The organism is uncultured Hymenobacter sp., assembly GCF_964243305.1.
In the GTDB taxonomy this organism is placed as follows: domain Bacteria; phylum Bacteroidota; class Bacteroidia; order Cytophagales; family Hymenobacteraceae; genus Hymenobacter.
The window spans coordinates 24,644-42,532 of record NZ_CAXTEF010000033.1; the positions used below are offsets into that span (position 1 = coordinate 24,644).

A 17,889-nucleotide genomic window follows, 5' to 3' on the forward strand; every position below is an offset into this window, starting at 1 on the left:
AAGGTGCCGACGAGGCGGCTTGACATTACAACTGTCTTATAAATAGCTTCGGCTTGCTACGTTTGGTCGCGCCCGGCGTCAGGAGTGTAGCCGCCCTTGGCATTTTACCAATCCCTACCCCCTCAGTTCAAATCCAACCCGAACAGCACCCCAAACCAAGGCCGGTGCCGGTACACCCAGTATCGTCCATCGGGGCCCATAAGCCGGTCGAGGCCGGTGGCGAGGCCGATGTTGAAGGCGCGAGCGTCGTAGATAAAGGCTAAGCCGCCGTGCAGCACGAGGCCCTCGTACTCGGCGATGGTGGTGCGCTGCCGGGTCACGTCGGGGTTGACGATGGTCGAGCCCGCCCCAATGAAGACCCCGTAGCCGATGCCAATGTCGCGCACGTGCGGCGTGGCCCCGAACGGTGTGCTGCGCTTGAGGCGCAGCGAGTAAAAATCGAGGCGCCGGCCCAGGTAGAGGGCGGCGTTGAAGTTGGTGTTGAGCTGCACCGGCACGCCGCCGCGGGGCGGACGCACCTTGAACGGAATCGTGAACACGTCGAGGTCGAGGCGGCGGCGCAGCAGCAGCACCCGCTGGTTCGGACGCAGGCGGTAGCGGAGAGTGGTGACCGCTGGGCCGGCCGGGGCGCTGCGCAGCGTCAGCAGTAGGGTGTCGGCGCGCTGCTGCACGTAGAAGAGCTTGGCCCGGTGCAGGGCCGTCACCAGCGAATCGGGCGAGGCGCGCCGCACCAGCTGGTAGTCATCGTCGTCGAGCTGGGCCACGTTGCCTACCACGGCGCAGCCGCTGAAGGCCAGCCCCGCCCCGGCCAGCAGCACCGCGCCGAGCACGCTGCGCGGTGTGGCGCCAGTCAGGGGGGGTAGGGAAGCGGCCATCGCGCGCGGGCTACAGCAGCGTGCCGCGCAGAAACAGTAGCGCGAACGAGAAGTAAATCACCAGCCCCGTTACATCCACGAGCGTGGCCACGAAGGGTGCCGACGAGGTGGCCGGGTCGGCGCCGAGGCGCTTGAGCAGCAGCGGCAGCATTGAGCCGCAGAGCGAGCCCCAGAGCACGATGCCGACGAGCGAGAAGCCCACCGTGAAGCCAATGCGCCAGTAGTACTCGCCGTATTCGCCCGGATACAGGCGCGACCAGAGCAGGATGCGCAGCAAGCCCACCACGCCCAGAATGGCGCCCAGCATCAGGCCGGTGGCCAGCTCGCGGCGCATCACGCGCCACCAGTCCGTCAGGCTCAATTCGCCCAGCGACATGGCCCGGATAATGAGCGAGGTAGCCTGCGAGCCGGCATTGCCGCCGGCTGAAATGATGAGCGGAATGAAGAGGGCCAGCACCACGGCCTTAGCAATTTCCTGCTCGAAAAAGCCCATTGCCGTGGCCGTAAACATCTCGCCTATTAGCAGAATGACCAGCCAGCCGGCCCGCTTGCGAATCATGCCCGCCAGCGGAATGTTCAGGTAGGGCTCGTCGAGGGCCTGCGAGCCGCCGAGCTTTTGAATATCCTCAGTGTCTTCTTCCTCGCGAATGCTGAGAATATCGTCAATCGTGACGATGCCGAGCAGAATGCCCTGGTCCGAAACCACGGGCAGGGCCACGCGGTCGTTGCGCCGGAAAATATCGATGGCTTCTTCCTGGTCCTGGTCAGCGGTGAGCTGCACGAAGCGGCGGTCCATCAGGTCGCGCACCCGCACGCCGGGCCCGGCCAGCAAAAACTCCCGGATGCGGATATCATCCAGCAGCACGCCGCGCAAATCGGTGACGTAGAGCACGCTCAGCGTTTCGGACTGCCCGCCGTGCTGGCGGATGTGGTCGAGCACCTGCTGCACGGTCCAGTTCTCGCGGATGGCGATGTAGTCGGGCGTCATGAGCCGGCCCACCGAGTATTCGGGGTAGCCCAGCAGCTGCAAGGTCACGCGGCGCTCGGGCTCCGAGAGGCTCTGCACCAGCTCGGCCACGAAGTTGGCGGGTAGGAACTCAAGCAGGGCCGTGCGGTCGTCGGGCGACATCTCATTGAGAATGTCGGCGATTTTGTCCTGGGTCAGGTTTTCCAGAAAGTGGCGCTGCACCTCTAAGTCGAGGTACTCGAACACTTCGGTGGCCAGCTTGAGGGGCAGCAGCCGGAAGATGATGAGCTGCTCGCGCTCCTCCTCGTTCTCAATCAGGCTCACCAGCTCGGCCGTGGGCAGGGTGCGAAGCAGGTTTTTGAGCTTGAAGAGTTCGCCCTCCTGAATCAGGGAGGTGATAGTTTCCACGGTCGGCGTCGGCGTCATGGGGGCAGAGGGCGGGAATGGTGCTTCGCTAGGCAAGCGGATTGGTGAGCGGCCGGGGCCGGGGTTTGCGGCCGCAAAGGTACGCCTCGGATGCGCCGTTTGGTGCCAGAGTGGCAGCGTTTAGCGACGCCATCATGCGGTTGCTTTTGCCCGTCACCCGCCCAGGCAGATGCCTGAAATTCGTGGCGGCGCGCCCGACGGACGGGGGCAAGCCCCGCACCCTACCCCCGCCGCCGCCGTATGGCTACTGATTCTTTTTCCGCTTCCGCTTCCGCATATGCCCGCTGCCCCGCCCGCCCCGCCGCTCCCGCCCCGCGGTACCCTCGTCGTGCTCGGCGGTGGCGCCGACGACCCGCTGCTGGCGCTGCTGGCCGGCCTGCTGCCCCACCCCGACGCCCCGATTGAGGTGCTCACCACCGCCACCCGCGAGCAGCCCGAGCGCACCGCCGCCGCCTACGCCCGCGCCTGGGCTTCGCTCGGCTGCGGGGGGGTAGGGCACCTGCCCATCGATGAGCACCACCCCGCCGACCTGCCCGCCACCCTCGCCCGGCTCGAGGCGGCTACGCTGATTTTGCTGAGTGGCGGCGACCAGGAGCGGCTCACGAATTTTCTGCTCGGCACCGAGTTTCTGGCCAGCCTGAAGCGCCGCTTTCGGCAGGATGAAGGCTTTATCATTGCTGGCACCAGCGCCGGCGCCTCGGCCCTGGGCGGACCCATGCTGGTGCAAGGCCAGGGCTGGCGCAGCCTGCTCGGCGAGGGCATCGAGGTGGTGCCGGGCCTGGGGTTGCTGCCCGATGTCATTCTGGACCAGCACTTTGCCGAGCGCAGCCGCTACCCGCGCCTGCTGCACGCCGTGCTGCAACACCCTGCCTGCCTGGGCCTGGGCCTGAGCGAGGAAACCGGCCTTATCATCCGGCCCGGCCGGCCGGCCGAAGTATTCGGCGAGGGCGTGGTGGCGGCCGTCGATGCGCGCGGGCTCAGCTTTACGGATGCGGATTCCCTACCCCCCTCCCGGCCGGTGAGCGGCCACGGCCTGCGCCTGCACCTGCTCACGGCCGGCCAGACGCTGGACTTGACGAGCCGCGCGGCCGGCCAAGGTGCCGCCCTCCCCCCGGCGGCGGCCCGGCGGTTGAGGCAGGCCTGAGGGCAGCCCGGACTAAGGCGACGGAAGGCTTCCTGCTTTGTGGCGTCCGGCAAATTCCTATCTTGGCCCGGCTACATCCTCCTGATGCCCAGCTCCGCATGAAAAACCGCAACGTCTTCTTCTGGTCCGTGGTCGTCGCGCTCGGTGGCTTCCTGTTTGGCTTCGACACGGCCGTGATTTCGGGGGCTGAAAAGGCCATTCAAAAGCTCTGGGGGCTGAGCGCTGTCGAGCACGGCTTCACCATCGCCGTGGCTCTGATTGGCACCGTATTCGGCGCCATCTTCGGCGGCCTGCCCTCCGACCGGCTGGGGCGGCGCCCGACGCTCCTCGGCATTGCGGTGCTCTACCTGGTCTCGGCGCTGGGCGCGGCCCTGACCGCCAACTGGGTTTTGTTCCTGGTGTTCCGCTTTCTGGGCGGACTGGGGGTAGGGGCCTCATCGGTCACGGCGCCACTCTACATCTCGGAGGTGTCGCCGGCTAGGTCGCGCGGGCGCATGGTGGCGATGTTTCAGTTCAACATCGTCTTCGGCATCCTGGCGGCCTACCTCTCCAACTACCTGCTGACCGGCCGGGGCGAGCACGACTGGCGATGGATGCTGGGCATTCAGGCGGTGCCGGCGGTGGCGTTTCTGCTGCTCTTGCTGCGGGTGCCGGAAAGCCCGCGCTGGTTGCTGGGCCACGGCCAGACCGCGGCAGGCCGCGCCGTGCTGCAGCGCATCGACCCGGCCACGGCCGAGCAGGACGCGGCCAGCATCCTGGCGGCCAACGCCGCTGACTTATCGGCCGGCGCGGGCGGCGAGTCGCTTTTTGCCTCGCAGTATCGCGGGCCGGTGCTGCTGGCCGTGGTGTTTGCCTTCTTCAATCAGGTGTCGGGCATCAACGCCATCATCTACTACGCGCCGCGCATCTTTGAAATGACCGGCCTGGGCCAGGGGGCCGCCCTGCTCTCGTCGGCCGGCATTGGTCTGGTCAACTTTCTGTTTACGCTGCTGGCGATGAATTTCATCGACCGCTTTGGCCGGCGCAGGCTCATGCTCATTGGGTCCGTGGGGCTGATTGCCACGCTGGGCCTGGTGGCGCGGGCCTTCTACACCGAGTCGTTCGGCGGGTTGCTGGTGCCGGTGCTGCTGTTCGTGTACATCGCCTTTTTCGCCTTCTCGCAGGGTGCCGTCATCTGGGTGTTCATCTCCGAGATTTTCCCCAACGTGGTGCGGGCCAAGGGGCAGGCGCTGGGCTCGAGCACGCACTGGGTCATGGCGGCCCTCATCGCCTTCACCTTTCCCTGGTTTGCCGAGCACCTGGGCGGCGGTCACACGTTCGCTTTCTTCGCCCTGATGATGGTCTTGCAGCTCATTTTCGTCTGGCGCTTCATGCCCGAGACGAAGGGCACCAGCCTGGAGCAGCTCGAGAAGACGCTGGTGGTCCATTAGGTGAAATGGGGAGATGGTAGAGTAGAATAGTGAAGTGGGAGTAAACAGACCGTCATGCAGAGCGCAGCGAAGCATCTCGCTCGCTGATTAATCACTGGCAAACGACGATTGAGTTACTGCCACGCGCGAGATGCTTCGCTGCGCTCTGCATGACGGTCTGTTTACTTCCACTTCACTCTTTCACTACCTACCTCCTCATTCCCTACTCCCCCCATGCCCCCCCATGCCGTTTGCTTTGGCGAAGCCCTCTGGGACGTGCTGCCCGCCGGCCGGCAGCCCGGCGGCGCGCCCTTCAACGTGGCCGTGCACCTGCACCAGCTGGGCCAGCCCGCCCGGCTCATCAGCCGCGTCGGGGATGACGACCTGGGGGCCGAGCTACTGGCCTTTCTTCACGAGCGCGGCCTAAATACTGACTTCGTGCCGCGCGACCAGACCCAGCCCACGGGCGTAGTAGAAGCCAATGTGGGTAACCGCAACGAGGTGACTTACAACATAGTGCAGCCCGTCGCCTGGGACTATATTGGGTATGAAGAGCGGCTGCGCCGGCTCGTGGCCGAAGCTGATATGCTGGTGTTTGGCAGCCTGGCCGCCCGCAGCCCGGCCACCCGCGAAACCCTGTACCGGCTGCTGCCCGCGGCCCGCTTCCGGGTGTTTGATGTAAACCTGCGCCCGCCGCACTACGCGCCGGAAGTGGTGCAGCACCTGCTCGAAAACAGCGACCTGGTGAAGATGAACCACCACGAGCTAACCGAAATCCTGGGCTGGCTTGGCCGCGGCGAGGCCGACGAAAGCGCCCTGGCCTGGCTGGCCGGGCGCTTTGAGCTGCAAGCCGTCTGCGTCACGCGCGGCGCCGACGGCGCCCTGCTCTGGACCGGCGGCCAACTCTACCGCAGCCCCGGCGTGCCGGTCGAGGTGGCGGACACCATCGGCAGCGGCGACGCGTTTCTGGCGGCGCTGCTGGTGGACTGGCTGGCCGGCCAGAGCCCGCCGCAAGGCCTGCGCCGGGCCTGCGCGGCTGGCGCGCTGGTCGCCACCCAGCCGGGCGCCACGCCCCGCATCAGCCCCGCCGACGTGGCCGCGCTGCTAGCCACCTCGTAGAAACGCCGTTTTTAATTTCCTCCTATGTCCCGGCCCGCTTCCCTACCCCCCTCCCGTCGCAAAAGCCAACTGGTGGAAAGGAGCCGTCGCTCATCTATTTTAGCCGCGCAGCTTCCGGGGCAGCCACGGCGACGAAAAGGGCGATTTGTGCGGCATCGTCGCCCGGCGCGGCTGTCCCGGAGGCCTGAGGGCAGAAGCGGCGTGGCTTTATCCCATCGCCGCCGCGCCCATCGACAACGGCTGCGCCGCCCGGGCTTGCTGTTGCTGGTTCGCCCGCCAAAACTTATTCGCTAGATTAGTCACGAATACGTTTTTACTCCTAAAAACCCTTTGAAATGGACATTTCCCGCTCCCTGAAAACGCCTTTGCTGGCTTCCTTCCTGCTGGCGCAGCTGAGTTTGCCCGCCGTGGCCCAGCCAAAAAAAGCCGCGGCTAGTGCCGCGACGCCTCAGGTCAGCGTTGCCAATGGCAAGCTCGAAGGCACCACGGCGGCCAGTGGCATTCGCGTGTTTCGGGGCGTTCCGTTTGCCGCGCCGCCGGTGGGCGAGAGGCGCTGGCGGGCGCCGCAGCCGGTGAAGAGCTGGACCGGCGTGCGCCCGGCCAAAGAGTTTGGGCCCCGCGCGATGCAGCTGCCAGTGTTCGGCGACATGAACTTCCGCTCCAACGGCGTGAGCGAGGACTGCCTGTACCTGAACGTGTGGACGCCCGCCAAAGCAAGCCGGGAGCGCCGGCCGGTGCTGGTGTATTTCTACGGCGGCGGCCTGATTGCCGGCGACGGCTCGGAGCCGCGCTACGACGGCGAGAGCATGGCCCGCCAGGGCATCGTCGCCGTCACGGTGAACTACCGGCTGGGCGTGTTCGGCTTCCTGGCTCACCCCGCCCTGACCGAGGAATCACCGAACCGCGCCGCCGGTAACTACGGCCTGCTCGACCAGCGCGCGGCGCTGGCCTGGGTGCAGCAGAACATCGCCGCCTTCGGCGGCGACCCGCGGCAGGTCACCATTGCCGGCGAGTCGGCCGGCTCGTTCTCGGTCAGCGCCCAGATGGCCTCGCCGCTCGCGCGGGGGCTGTTTGCGCGCGCCATCGGCGAAAGCGGCTCGCTGCTCGGCTCCAACGTGACCCCGTTGGCCGCCGCCGAGCAAACGGGGTTGGCCTTTGCGAAGGGGGTAGGGGCCAGCACGCTGGCCGCGCTGCGGGCCCTGCCCGCCCAGCAGCTGCTCACGGCCGCCGGCCAGCCGGGCAGCCCGCGCTTCTCGCCCGTCGTCGATGGCTATTTCCTACCCCGGTCGCCCGACGCCATCTACGCGGCCGGGCAGCAGGCGCCGGTGCCGCTGCTCGTGGGCTGGAACTCGGAGGAGATGTCCGCGGGGTCGTTGATGGGCGGTCAGCCGCTGACGCCGGAAAGCTTCCAGCAGCAAGTGCGCCAGCGCTTCGGCGCCCGCGCCGAGGAAGCCCTGAAGCTCTACCCGGCCACCACGCCGGCCGAAACCGAGCAGTCGGCCACCGATTTGGCGGGCGACTTATTTATTGCCTACGGCACCTGGAAGTGGGCCGACCTGCACCGCCAGACCGGCCAGCAGCCGGTGTACCGCTACCTCTACGCTCACCCGCGGCCGGCGATGGTGCCCGCGATGGGCAACGCCACGCCGGGCCTGGCCGGCGGCGTCATCAAGGGCGATAACGCGCCGGCTGCGCCCGCCCCACCCGCGCGGGGCGCCGTGCACTCGGCCGAAATCGAGTACGCGCTGGGCAACCTGGCCACGAATAAAGTCTACGCCTGGACGCCCCAGGACCAGCAGGTATCGCAGACCATGCAGCGCTATTTCGCCAACTTCATCAGGACCGGCAACCCCAACGGCAGCGGCCTGCCGGCCTGGCCGGCCCTGGCTTCCGATGCTGGCGCGCAGTTCATGCGCCTTGATGTGCGGCCCACGGCCGTCACGGAATCCGCGCAGCTGCGGGCCCGCTACCGGCTGCTGGACCAGCAGCAAGCCCTGAGCAAATAGGCTGGGGCCAAGGCCTTGGCCCCAGCTGCTCACCACGCTTCACTTCCCTACCCCCCTCTCCCACCCCAATGTCCTACTACCACCGCCTCGGGCAGATTCCGCGCAAGCGCCACACCCAGTTCCGGCAGCCCGACGGCTCGCTGTACTCGGAGCAGCTGGTGGGCACGCTCGGCTTTCACGGCGTCTCGTCCTTGCTCTACCACCGCCACGCGCCAACTCAGATTAAGTGCGTCGGCGAGCCCCGGCCCTACGGCGCCAAGCTGCTGAAAGACCGCCCCTTGCAGCCGGAGCACCTGCGCACGCTGGCCCGAACCAGCACCGGCGGCGACTACCTCGCGGCCCGCCAAACGATACTGGGCAACGCGGACGTCACAATGAGCATCTGCAACCCGACGGAGCGGCGGATGAGCTACTACTACAAAAACGCCCTGGCCGATGAGGTAATTTTCGTGCACGAAGGCCGCGGCGAGCTGTGGAGCCAGCTGGGCAAAGTACAGTTCGAGCCCGGCGACTACGTGGTCGTGCCGCGCACTGTCATTCACCAATTGCACTTCGCGGAGGGGCCGGTGCGGCTGCTGATTATCGAGTCGTTCTCGCCGGTCGAAACCTGCCGCCGCTACCGCAACCACTTCGGCCAGCTGCTGGAGCACTCGCCCTACTGTGAGCGCGACATTCGCCCGCCCGGCGAGCTGATTCTGGACGAAACCGCGGAGGGCGACTACCTGCTGCAGGTCAAGAAGGAAGGCTACCTGCACCAACTCACGTATGCGCATTCGCCTTTCGACGTGGTGGGTTGGGACGGCTATTTCTACCCCTATGCTTTCTCGATCCACGACTTCGAGCCCATCACCGGGCGGCTACACCAGCCGCCGCCAGTGCACCAGACCTTCGAGGGCCACAACTACGTGATTTGCTCGTTCGTGCCGCGCTTGTTTGACTATCACCCGCTAGCCATCCCGGCGCCCTACAACCACTCCAACGTCGATTCCGACGAGGTGCTGTACTACGTGGCGGGCAACTTCATGTCGCGCCGGGGCGTCGATTTGGCGTCCTTCACCTGGCACCCCAGCGGCATCCCGCACGGCCCGCACCCCGGCACCGTCGAGGCCAGCCTGGGCAAAAAGAAAACCCACGAGCTGGCCGTGATGGTCGACACCTTCCGTCCCCTCTACCTCACCGAGACGGCCGTGCAATACATTGACCCGCGCTACCCGATGAGCTGGAACCCGGATTTCGTGCCCGACCCGCCGCGCTCAGCCGATATGATGGACTGAGAGAATTGTAACGCGAAACTCCGTTTCGCCCCCGCGCCGCCTGGATTAGTAATCAAACTAAACACGCGGCGCGGGGGCGAAACGGAGCTTCGCGTTACAAATTAAAATCCCTACCCCCCCTACAATTTCACCAACGCCACGCGGTTGAAATAATCCACCATGCGGGCCACGTCGGCGGGGCGGTGGTAGCGCAGGCGCTGGCCGGCGGCGAAGGAGCGCACCTCTTCGGCGCGGGCCCCGAAAAGGTGGAGCACGGCGGGCTGGCTCAGCTCCAGCGGGCGCAGGCCCTCGGCGCTGCTGGCCGGGCCGGCGCCCGCCACCAGCAGCTGCATCAGGCACGCCGGGCCTTCGGCGTCGGCCGGCGCCGGCACGAACAGCCAGCCCAGCAGCAGCGGGCCGCTGTCGAGGGTCGTGAGCACTTCCACGAACTCGCGGCGGGCGCCTTCCACGGCGCCCTCGTGCACCAGGCGCGGCCGGAAGCGCCGCAGCGCGCCGCTTTCGGGGCGCAGGTCGAAGCCGCGCAGGCTGCCCACCGGCCAGAGGTGGGCGTCACCCGCACTCAGCGAGTCCTCCACTTCCACCAGCTGCTGGCCGGCGTGGTAGCGCAGCCCCGAAACCGGCCGCCGCTGCCCGTCGCAGGTGCGCAGCACGCCAGGCTCGAATGCGCCGCCCGCCAGAAAGCTGCTGGCTTCTTGTCCCATCGCCCGCTGCAACTCGGTTTTGGTCGGCGCGGCGTTGGCCTGCTGGTAGCGCCGCCGGGCTTCGGCTGCTTCGCGGGCGGCGGGCGTTTGTGCCGCAGCAGGAGCTAAGGCACTGATAAGCAAGACGATCAGAAAGAGGAGAGGTTTCACAAATATTTACTACTATATAATTTAATAGCAAATATACTTAATGAATTTGACTGCTCGCTATGCCCTCCGGTCAGGGAGGCGCGGATGCCGGCTTATCCGGCCCGGCGCCCCCTGACCGTGCCAAATACCCAAGCCGGCTGGCTTGCCGCGGGGACGGTCAGGTTGCGGAAGGCGGCCTGATTTCCTACCCCCCTTCCCAAGGCCCAAGTGCCTTAGCGGTTGCGGCCATACTGCTCGTGGCTGCTCACCCAGTCGGAGCTACTGATGGCGGCGCCCAAACTCAGCTCGCCGGCCAAGACCACGCCGGCCACGATTTCGGCGAACTTATAAACTGTACCGCGGCCCACGCAGCCCAGCATCCGCAGGCTCTCGTTCTGGGTGGCCAGGCCGGTGCCGCCGCCGTGGGTGGCCACAATGAGCGAGGGAATGGTGATGCTCAGGTACAAATCACCCTCGGGCGTGACTTCGGAATAAAGCACGCCGGCCGACGACTCACTCACGTTGGCCACGTCCTGCCCGGTGGCGATGAACAGCGCCGTAATGCCGTTGGCCGAGTGGGCGCCGTTGTTGTTGGCGCCCGAAATAAAGGCGCCCACGTTGCTGACCTGCCCGTGGTAGGCCAGCTGCTCGGGCGTGACGCGCATCCGCTGCTGCAAGATGTCGCGCTGGATGACGCACTCGGCCACCACGCGCTTGCCACGAGTGCGCATGACGTTGATTTGGGAAGCTTTTTTGTCAGTGGCGAAGTTTGATTCGAGGTAGAAATGCTTGATGGGCGCACCTTTGTAGTTCTCCAGAATCCAGGAGCAGGCGGCGAACGTGGCGCGGCCCACCATGTTCTGCCCGGCCGCGTCGCCGGTCGAGAAGTTGAAGCGCAGATACGCGAACTTGTTGCTCAAATACGTGTCGATGTACTGGAGCTTGGCGATGCGTGAGGTGCTTTCGGCTTCGGGCCGGATTTTGTCCATCGTCGCCTCCACCCAGCGGCCGAAGTCGCGGGCGCCGCGCGCATCCTCGAACACGAACACCGGCGCCCGCTGCATGGCGTCGCCGATGACGGTGCACTTGACGCCGCCGCAGAGGTTGAGCACCTGCATCCCGCGGTTGTAGCTCGCTACCAGCGTGCCCTCGGTGGTCGCCATTGGAATGAGAAAATCGCCCTGCGCGTGTTCGCCGTTCACGGTTAGCGGGCCGGCCAGGCCCACCGGAATCTGGGCCACGCCCACGAAATGCTCGCAGTTGCCGCGCAACTCGTGGGCATCGAAGGAAAAATGCTTCAAGTGCTTGAATTCCTGCCCCGAAAACTCCTCCGCAAAGCGCTGCCGGGCGCTGATAGCGGCCTCAGAATAGTCGTCCTGCGCGTCGCGCGGAATGCGGGGCTTGCCCGCGCCCACCGCGCCCACGATGACATCCTCGACCTCGACGTGCAAATCGCCGAACGGGTCGGCAGCAAAGCGCACCTGCACCGGGTAGATGCCTTCGGGCAGGGCCGGCGTGGTAAGGTGGAACGTGATGCTGTGGCCCGCCGGAAAGTCCAGCCCGCCGGGCGTGCGGCTGAGCGCGTCGCGCACGGGCCGGATGTCGCCGTCGCCCAGGTCCAGCGCAATGTGGTCGGGGTCCACGCGCTGCGAGCCAATCTGCACGAAGTCGAGGCGGGTGAAGCGCACCGTATCGAGCCGGTTTTTGATGCTGAAGGCCACGCCGTTGGGCGTGTTGCGCAGGCTGCCGCGGGTGTAGAGCAGCTTGAGCAGCAGGGGGCTGGGCGTGAAAATCATCAGGGGCGGAAGGCTTGGGGTGAAAGAGGGGGGGTAGGGCGGGCGTGAAGGTGAGAAATTTTGGGGAGAATGCCGGCAATTATTTCCCTAAAGCCTTCCCCTACCCCACCACGGACCCGCCGCGCTCCTGGGGCCCGCAGCGGCAGCGAAGCAAATACTTTCGGCCCCGCTAAAGGATAGGGCGCCTTCAAGCGTCAGCGCGGAAGCTGAGCGCTCAACTCCTTGCGCCAGCCGCCGGCAATGAAGCCCCGCCTGATTGCCGCCAAAGCAATTTAAACCAGCGCCGCTATTTGCCAGTTATAGCCCGCAGCGGCTGACGCGACGGCATTTTTTGCCGCCGCCGCCGCTCAATTCCAGTTTATATTTGCTTCTTACTGCCGGCCCTGACTCTGGCCGCCTGCTCTTCATGGAACCAGCCTCTACCTACCCCCGCTTTACGCTCGGCAGCGCCCTCACCACCGAGCAGCAGGCCTTTTTTCAGCAGCACGGCTTTTTGCACTTCCGGTCCTTCGCCTCGCCCGAGCAGGTGCGGGCCTACCTGCAAGCCACCGAGGACGTGCAGCGCGCCTGGCTGGCTACCGGCCTCGACAAAGTGAACGGCGTGCCCATCAAGTACGGCCACGATGTGGATGGCTCGCCCATCGTGCAGCGGTTTGCGTTTGCCTCGCAGCACAGCCCGGTATTGCATAACTTATTACAGGACAGCCGCTTCCGGGCCCTGTTTCCGCTGCTCGAAGCTCACGGCGGCCGGGTAGGCGCCGACGAGAAGGACGGCCTCGTGGTGAACCACTACGTCAACGTCGAAGGCTCGGCCTTCAGCCAGATGGGCTGGCACACCGACTCCTTGCGTGACGTGTTCTACGGCAAGCGCATCGGCCCAATGCTCAACGTGGGCCTGCACCTCGACCACACCCCGGCCAGCAGCGGCGGGCTGCGGGTGCTGCCCGGCACTCACCGCCAAAGCCTGGGCCAGATGCTGTTTCGCAAGAAATATTTCAAGGACGTGTACGACGACCCCAACGAGCTGGCCATCGAAACCGAACCCGGCGACCTCACGGTGCACGACGGCCGCATGTGGCACCGCGTGGCGCAGTCGCCGCTGGTGGGCGCCGCCAGCCGCCGCCGGGTGATGTACGTACCGATTCTGGCCGGCAAGTACCAGCCCAAGGATGCGCGCAGTGCCACGCCGTTCTACCTGCGGTTTTTGCACTTGGTGAAGTAAGAGGGGGGGTAGGGCGAGGAGATAAAGCAGAACGTCATGCTGAGCAACGCGAAGCATCTTGCCCGCTGGCTAATCCAAATGATCGAAGGATTGGATATTACCCAGGCAAAATGCTTCGCGCTGCTCAGCATGACGTTCTGCTTTATCTCCTTGCTACCTCACTCAACTCCCCATTCACTCATTCGCTCATTCACTGCTGATGTTCCCTACCCCCCGCCCCCGCCGCAACCGCAAGTCGCAAGTTATCCGCGATATGGTGCAGGAAACCCGCCTCACGGCCCACGATTTTATCTTCCCGCTCTTTCTCGTTGAGGGCCAGAATCAGGCCGTGGAAATCCACTCCATGCCGGGCATCTTCCGCTACTCGGCCGATAGGATAATTGACGAAATCGGGCGCTGCGTGGAGCTGGGCATCAAGGCGTTCGCGCCGTTTCCGGGCATTAATGATGAGCTGAAAGACCGGCTGGCCAGGGAGTCGGCTAATCCGGAAGGGCTTTATTTGAAAACTGTTGCTGAAATAAAGCGGCAGTTTCCGGAGGTGGTCTTGATGACCGACGTGGCGATGGACCCCTACAGCTCCGACGGCCACGACGGCGTAGTGGACACCGAATCGGGCGAAATCCTGAACGACGCGACGCTGGAAATCCTGGGGCAGATGGCCCTGGCCCAGGCCCGCGCCGGCGCCGACATCATCGGGCCCAGCGACATGATGGACGGCCGCGTGGCCTGGATTCGGCGGGTGCTCGATGAGAATGCCTTCCAGCACGTGAGCATCATGAGCTACACGGCCAAGTACGCCTCGGCCTTCTACGGCCCGTTCCGCGACGCGCTGGACTCGGCCCCGAAAAAAGGCGACAAGAAATCCTACCAGATGAACCCGGCCAACAAGCGCGAAGCGCTGCGCGAGCTGAAGCTCGATGAGGACGAAGGCGCCGACATGGTGATGGTAAAGCCCGCCCTGAGCTACCTCGACGTGATTCACGCCGTGAAGGAACAAACCAATCTGCCCGTAACGGCCTACAACGTGAGCGGCGAGTACGCCATGATAAAGGCTGCCGCTCAAAACGGCTGGCTCGACGGCGAGCGCACCATGCTGGAGGTGCTGCTCAGCATCAAGCGCGCCGGCGCCGACGCCATCCTGACCTACTTCGCCAAGGAAGCTGCCACGGTGCTGCGGCGGGGGTAGGCGGCCGGGTTTCACCAAGGTTTTTACCCCCCGGCCTGACCACTTCGGCCCGGTAGCAGGGGGTAGGGAAAGTGGAATCTGCAACTGAGCATACCGAAAAAACGCGCCCCACCAGGCGCGTTTTTTTATTGGCGGGCGGGCCAGCCGCAAGCCCGCCCGGCCGGCAGCCGGCAGCCGGCAGCGCTGGCGGCGCCGGTGGCCGCCCCAAAAGATTCGGGCTTTTCGGCCTCGCGAGCGCCAATTGTTCAGCTAAAGCACCTATCTTGCTCATCCTCATGCACTTGCATGAAATATTTCTATTACTCTGTTTTCTCTTTCTCTCTGCTGCCTATGTGCTAAGTCTTCTTGCCAAGTACCCGCCCCGCTTCGGCTTGCTGCGCTCATTCGCGCCCGGCGGCCAGTATTTCCCTACCCTCCTTCTCTACTCCATTTCTCCACCTTACTCTCTTCTATGCAAACATCTTTCGCCGGTGGGCGGCCCCTGAGGCACCGCCCCGGCCATGCGCGGCGGCTGACCCTGCTAACCCTCGTGCTGCTCCTGAGCTTGCGGGCGGCCACGGCCCAAACGTTTCCGGCCGGCTTCAGCCAGGCGCTGGTAGCCAGCGGCATCAACAACCCCACGGTGCTGGCCTTCGCCCCCGACGGGCGCATCTTCGTGGGTGAGCAGGGCGGCGCCCTGCGCGTCATTAAGAACGGCAGCCTGCTCCCTACCCCCCTCGTCAGCTTGAATGTGAACGCCGACGGCGAGCGGGGCCTGATTGGCCTCACCCTGGACCCTAATTTTTCAACCAACCATTACCTCTACCTCTACTACACGAGCCCCACGAGCCCGATTCGCAACCGCATCAGCCGCTTCACGGCCAGCGGTGACGTGGCCGTGGCCGGCAGCGAAAAGGTGGTGCTCGACCTCGACCCGCTCGGCTGGGCCACGAACCACAACGGCGGGGCCATGCACTTCGGGGCCGATGGCAAGCTCTACGTGGCCATCGGCGAGAATGCCCACGGCGCCAACGCCCAGAACCTGGACACTTACCACGGTAAGGTGCTGCGTATCAATGCTGATGGCTCAGTACCGAGCGGCAACCCGTTCAGCGGCAGCGGCGTTTCGGCCCAGCGCCAGCGCGTGTGGAGCTACGGCCTGCGCAACCCCTACACCTTCGCGGTGCAGCCGGGCACGGGCCGCCTGTTCCTCAATGACGTGGGCCAGGACCGCTGGGAGGAAATCGACGAGGCCAGCACCGGCGGACGCAACTTCGGCTGGCCCACCACCGAAGGCGCCACCACGGCGGCCGGCGTGACAAGCCCGGTGTTCAGCTACCCCCACGGCGAAGGCGACGGCCGGGGCTGCGCCATCACGGGCGGCACGTTTTTCAACCCGGCCAGCACCAGCTACCCGGCGGCCTACAAGGGCAAATACTTCTACCAGGACCTGTGCAGCCAGTGGATTAACTACCTCGACCTGAGTAGGGGAGCCGCCGTGCGCTCGCCGTTTGCCACCGGCCTGCCCGGCAACGCCGTGGGCCTGGAAACCGGGCCCGACGGCAACCTCTACTACCTGAGCCGCAGCAGCGGCGCCCTCTACAAGGTGGTGTACACGCCGGCCAGCAGCGCGCCACTCATCACGGCGCAGCCGGCCAGCCAGAGCGTGGCGGCGGGCAGCGCCGCGACGTTCGCGGTGACGGCGGCCGGCACGGCGCCGCTGAGCTACCAGTGGCAGAAAAACGGCGTCAATATCAGCGGCGCCACGGCCAGCACCTACCGCCTTGCCAGCGCCGCGACGGCCGACGCCGGGCAGTACCGCGCTCTGGTGCGCAACGGCGCGGGCACGGCCACCAGCAATACGGCCACGCTGACCGTGACGGCCCCCAACGCCGCGCCCACGGCCCGGATTCTGACGCCCGCCGCCGGCACCACCTACGTGGCCGGCACCACCATCTCGTTTTCGGGCGAGGCCACCGACGCCGAGGACGGCACTCTGCCGGCCAGCGCGTTTTCGTGGCGGGTGAATTTCCACCACGGCACCCACGTGCACGACGGCACGTCCTTTAATCAGGGCGCCCGGAGCGGCACGTTCACCATTCCGAGCGCCGGCGAGACGGCCGCCAACGTCTTCTACCGCCTTGTGCTGACCGTGACCGACCAGGGCGGGCGCCAGGCCACTACCTACCGCGACCTGCTGCCCCGCACCTCGGCGCTGCGCCTGGCCACCAGCCCGGCCGGCCTGCAAGTAACCCTCGACGGGCAGCCGCTGACTTCGCCGGCCAGCGTGACGAGCGTGGAGGGCATCACGCGCACGCTGGGCGTAGTGAGCCCGCAAACCGTGACCGGCATCCGGTATGAGTTTGCGGGTTGGAGCCAGGGCGGCGCGGCCACCCAGAGCATCCGCACGCCCACCGACGATGCAACCTACACGGCCACGTTCCGGGCCGTGACAACGCCGGCCGTCACCTCGTTTACGCTGCTGAATGCCGACACCGACCAGCCCCTGGCCGGCTACGACCCGCTGCCGAGCGGCGCCACCCTGAACCTGGCCGCGCTGCCCACCCGCAACCTGAACATCCGGGCCAACACCAGCCCCGCCCCGGTGGGCAGCGTGCGCTTCGGCTTCGACGGCAATGCCGCCTACCGGACGGAAAGCACGGCGCCCTACGCCCTGGCCGGCGACAACGGCACCGTCAACGGCGTGACCAGCTACAACGCCTGGACGCCCACCCTGGGCTCTCACTCGCTCACGGCCACGCCCTTCACGCAGAGCGGGGCGGGCGGCAGCGCCGGCGCCCCGCTCACGGTCAGCTTCAGCGTGACGAACGTGGCGTTGCGCAGCCCCGATGCGGTGGCCAGCCCCGTGGCGGGCCTGAACTACCGCTACTACGAAGGCAGCTGGGACCTGCTGCCCGGCTTCGCGGCCCTCACGCCAGTGCGCAGCGGCACGACCAGCACCTTCGACCTGACCCCGCGCCTGCGCGACGACAGCTTCGCCTTCCGCTACAGCGGCTACGTGCGGGTGCCCACTGATGGCATCTATACCTTCTATACTTCCTCCGACGACGGCTCGCAGCTCTTCATCGGCTCGACGCTGGTAGTCAACAACGACGGCCTGCACGGCGCGCAGGAGCGCAGCGGCCAAATCGGCCTCAAAGCCGGCCTGCACGCCCTCACGGTCACGTTTTTCGAGCGCGGCAGCGGCCAGGTGCTGAACGTGAGCTACGCCGGGCCGGGTCAAAGCAAGACCAGCGTTCCGGCCACGGCGCTATTCCGGGCCGGCGGCTCGGTCAGTGTGGCGCAGGCCCGCAGCAGTAGCGGCGGCAGCGGTAGCGGCAGCGGTAGCAGCAGCGATACCACCGATGAAACCTTGCAGCTTTATCCGAACCCGGCCCGCGACCAGCTTACCGTCAGCCTGCAAGCCGATGGGGGCGAGGCCGTGCACGTAGAGGTGCGCGACGCGCTGGCCCGCCGCGTAGCCGGCACCACGCACCGCACCACCGCGGGCCGCAACAACGTGCGGGTGGCGCTGGGTGCGCTGCCCGGCGGCATATACATCGTGACCGTGACGCGCGGCGCCGAGCGCACCGTGCGCCGCCTGGTAGTGGCGCCCTAGCAGCAGCGGCAAATTCGGAGCGGTTCCGAAGTTAGTC

At 66.1% G+C, this 17,889-nt stretch carries 12 protein-coding genes; 8 read left to right on the top strand and 4 right to left on the bottom strand.

Annotation, left to right across the window (positions count from 1 at the left end):
- Nucleotides 1-122: 122 nt before the first annotated feature.
- Both ACFE70_RS16025 and mgtE read right to left on the bottom strand, forming a co-directional pair.
- Nucleotides 123-875: a hypothetical protein gene (locus ACFE70_RS16025; RefSeq protein ID WP_375418782.1), complete on the bottom strand. Its 753-nt coding sequence runs from the start codon at nucleotides 873-875 to the stop codon at nucleotides 123-125.
- A gap of 10 nt (nucleotides 876-885) precedes the next feature.
- Nucleotides 886-2,268, bottom strand: a complete 1,383-nt coding sequence (gene mgtE, locus ACFE70_RS16030; protein ID WP_375418783.1) for a magnesium transporter — start codon at nucleotides 2,266-2,268, stop codon at nucleotides 886-888.
- 277 nt (nucleotides 2,269-2,545) lie between these two features.
- Between mgtE and ACFE70_RS16035 the strand changes: the two genes are divergently transcribed.
- The 5 genes from ACFE70_RS16035 (at nucleotide 2,546) to ACFE70_RS16055 (ending at nucleotide 9,220) form a co-directional block, all read left to right on the top strand.
- A complete protein-coding gene (locus tag ACFE70_RS16035; protein ID WP_375418784.1) occupies nucleotides 2,546-3,412 on the top strand; it encodes a cyanophycinase in 867 nt (288 codons plus the stop codon).
- 98 nt (nucleotides 3,413-3,510) lie between these two features.
- A complete protein-coding gene (locus ACFE70_RS16040) occupies nucleotides 3,511-4,842 on the top strand; it encodes a sugar porter family MFS transporter (RefSeq protein ID WP_375418785.1) in 1,332 nt (443 codons plus the stop codon).
- 213 nt (nucleotides 4,843-5,055) lie between these two features.
- Complete coding sequence (locus ACFE70_RS16045) at nucleotides 5,056-5,940, top strand: carbohydrate kinase (protein ID WP_375418786.1); 885 nt, start codon at nucleotides 5,056-5,058, stop codon at nucleotides 5,938-5,940.
- Between the two features lie 335 nt (nucleotides 5,941-6,275).
- The gene (locus ACFE70_RS16050; protein WP_375418787.1) at nucleotides 6,276-7,946 is read left to right on the top strand and encodes a carboxylesterase/lipase family protein; all 1,671 of its coding nucleotides are present in this window, start codon (nucleotides 6,276-6,278) and stop codon (nucleotides 7,944-7,946) included.
- A 68-nt stretch (nucleotides 7,947-8,014) separates the two neighbouring features.
- Entirely contained in the window at nucleotides 8,015-9,220 is a 1,206-nt protein-coding gene (locus ACFE70_RS16055) for a homogentisate 1,2-dioxygenase (protein WP_375418788.1), read from the top strand.
- Between the two features lie 119 nt (nucleotides 9,221-9,339).
- On the opposite strand, the gene ACFE70_RS16060 is transcribed toward ACFE70_RS16055, so the two are convergent.
- Together ACFE70_RS16060 and ACFE70_RS16065 are read right to left on the bottom strand one after the other, a co-directional pair.
- On the bottom strand, nucleotides 9,340-10,044 hold the full coding sequence (locus tag ACFE70_RS16060) for a hypothetical protein (protein WP_375418789.1): 705 nt from the start codon (nucleotides 10,042-10,044) through the stop codon (nucleotides 9,340-9,342).
- Between the two features lie 239 nt (nucleotides 10,045-10,283).
- Entirely contained in the window at nucleotides 10,284-11,846 is a 1,563-nt protein-coding gene (locus ACFE70_RS16065; protein ID WP_375418790.1) for a hydroxymethylglutaryl-CoA reductase, read from the bottom strand.
- Between the two features lie 406 nt (nucleotides 11,847-12,252).
- Here ACFE70_RS16065 and ACFE70_RS16070 point away from each other — a divergent pair, with 406 nt between their 5' ends.
- The 3 genes from ACFE70_RS16070 (at nucleotide 12,253) to ACFE70_RS16080 (ending at nucleotide 17,852) form a co-directional block, all read left to right on the top strand.
- A complete protein-coding gene (locus ACFE70_RS16070; protein WP_375418791.1) occupies nucleotides 12,253-13,068 on the top strand; it encodes a phytanoyl-CoA dioxygenase family protein in 816 nt (271 codons plus the stop codon).
- A gap of 199 nt (nucleotides 13,069-13,267) precedes the next feature.
- Entirely contained in the window at nucleotides 13,268-14,254 is a 987-nt protein-coding gene (gene hemB, locus ACFE70_RS16075; RefSeq protein WP_375418792.1) for a porphobilinogen synthase, read from the top strand.
- 451 nt (nucleotides 14,255-14,705) lie between these two features.
- Nucleotides 14,706-17,852: a PQQ-dependent sugar dehydrogenase gene (locus ACFE70_RS16080; RefSeq protein WP_375418793.1), complete on the top strand. Its 3,147-nt coding sequence runs from the start codon at nucleotides 14,706-14,708 to the stop codon at nucleotides 17,850-17,852.
- Nucleotides 17,853-17,889 lie beyond the last annotated feature (37 nt).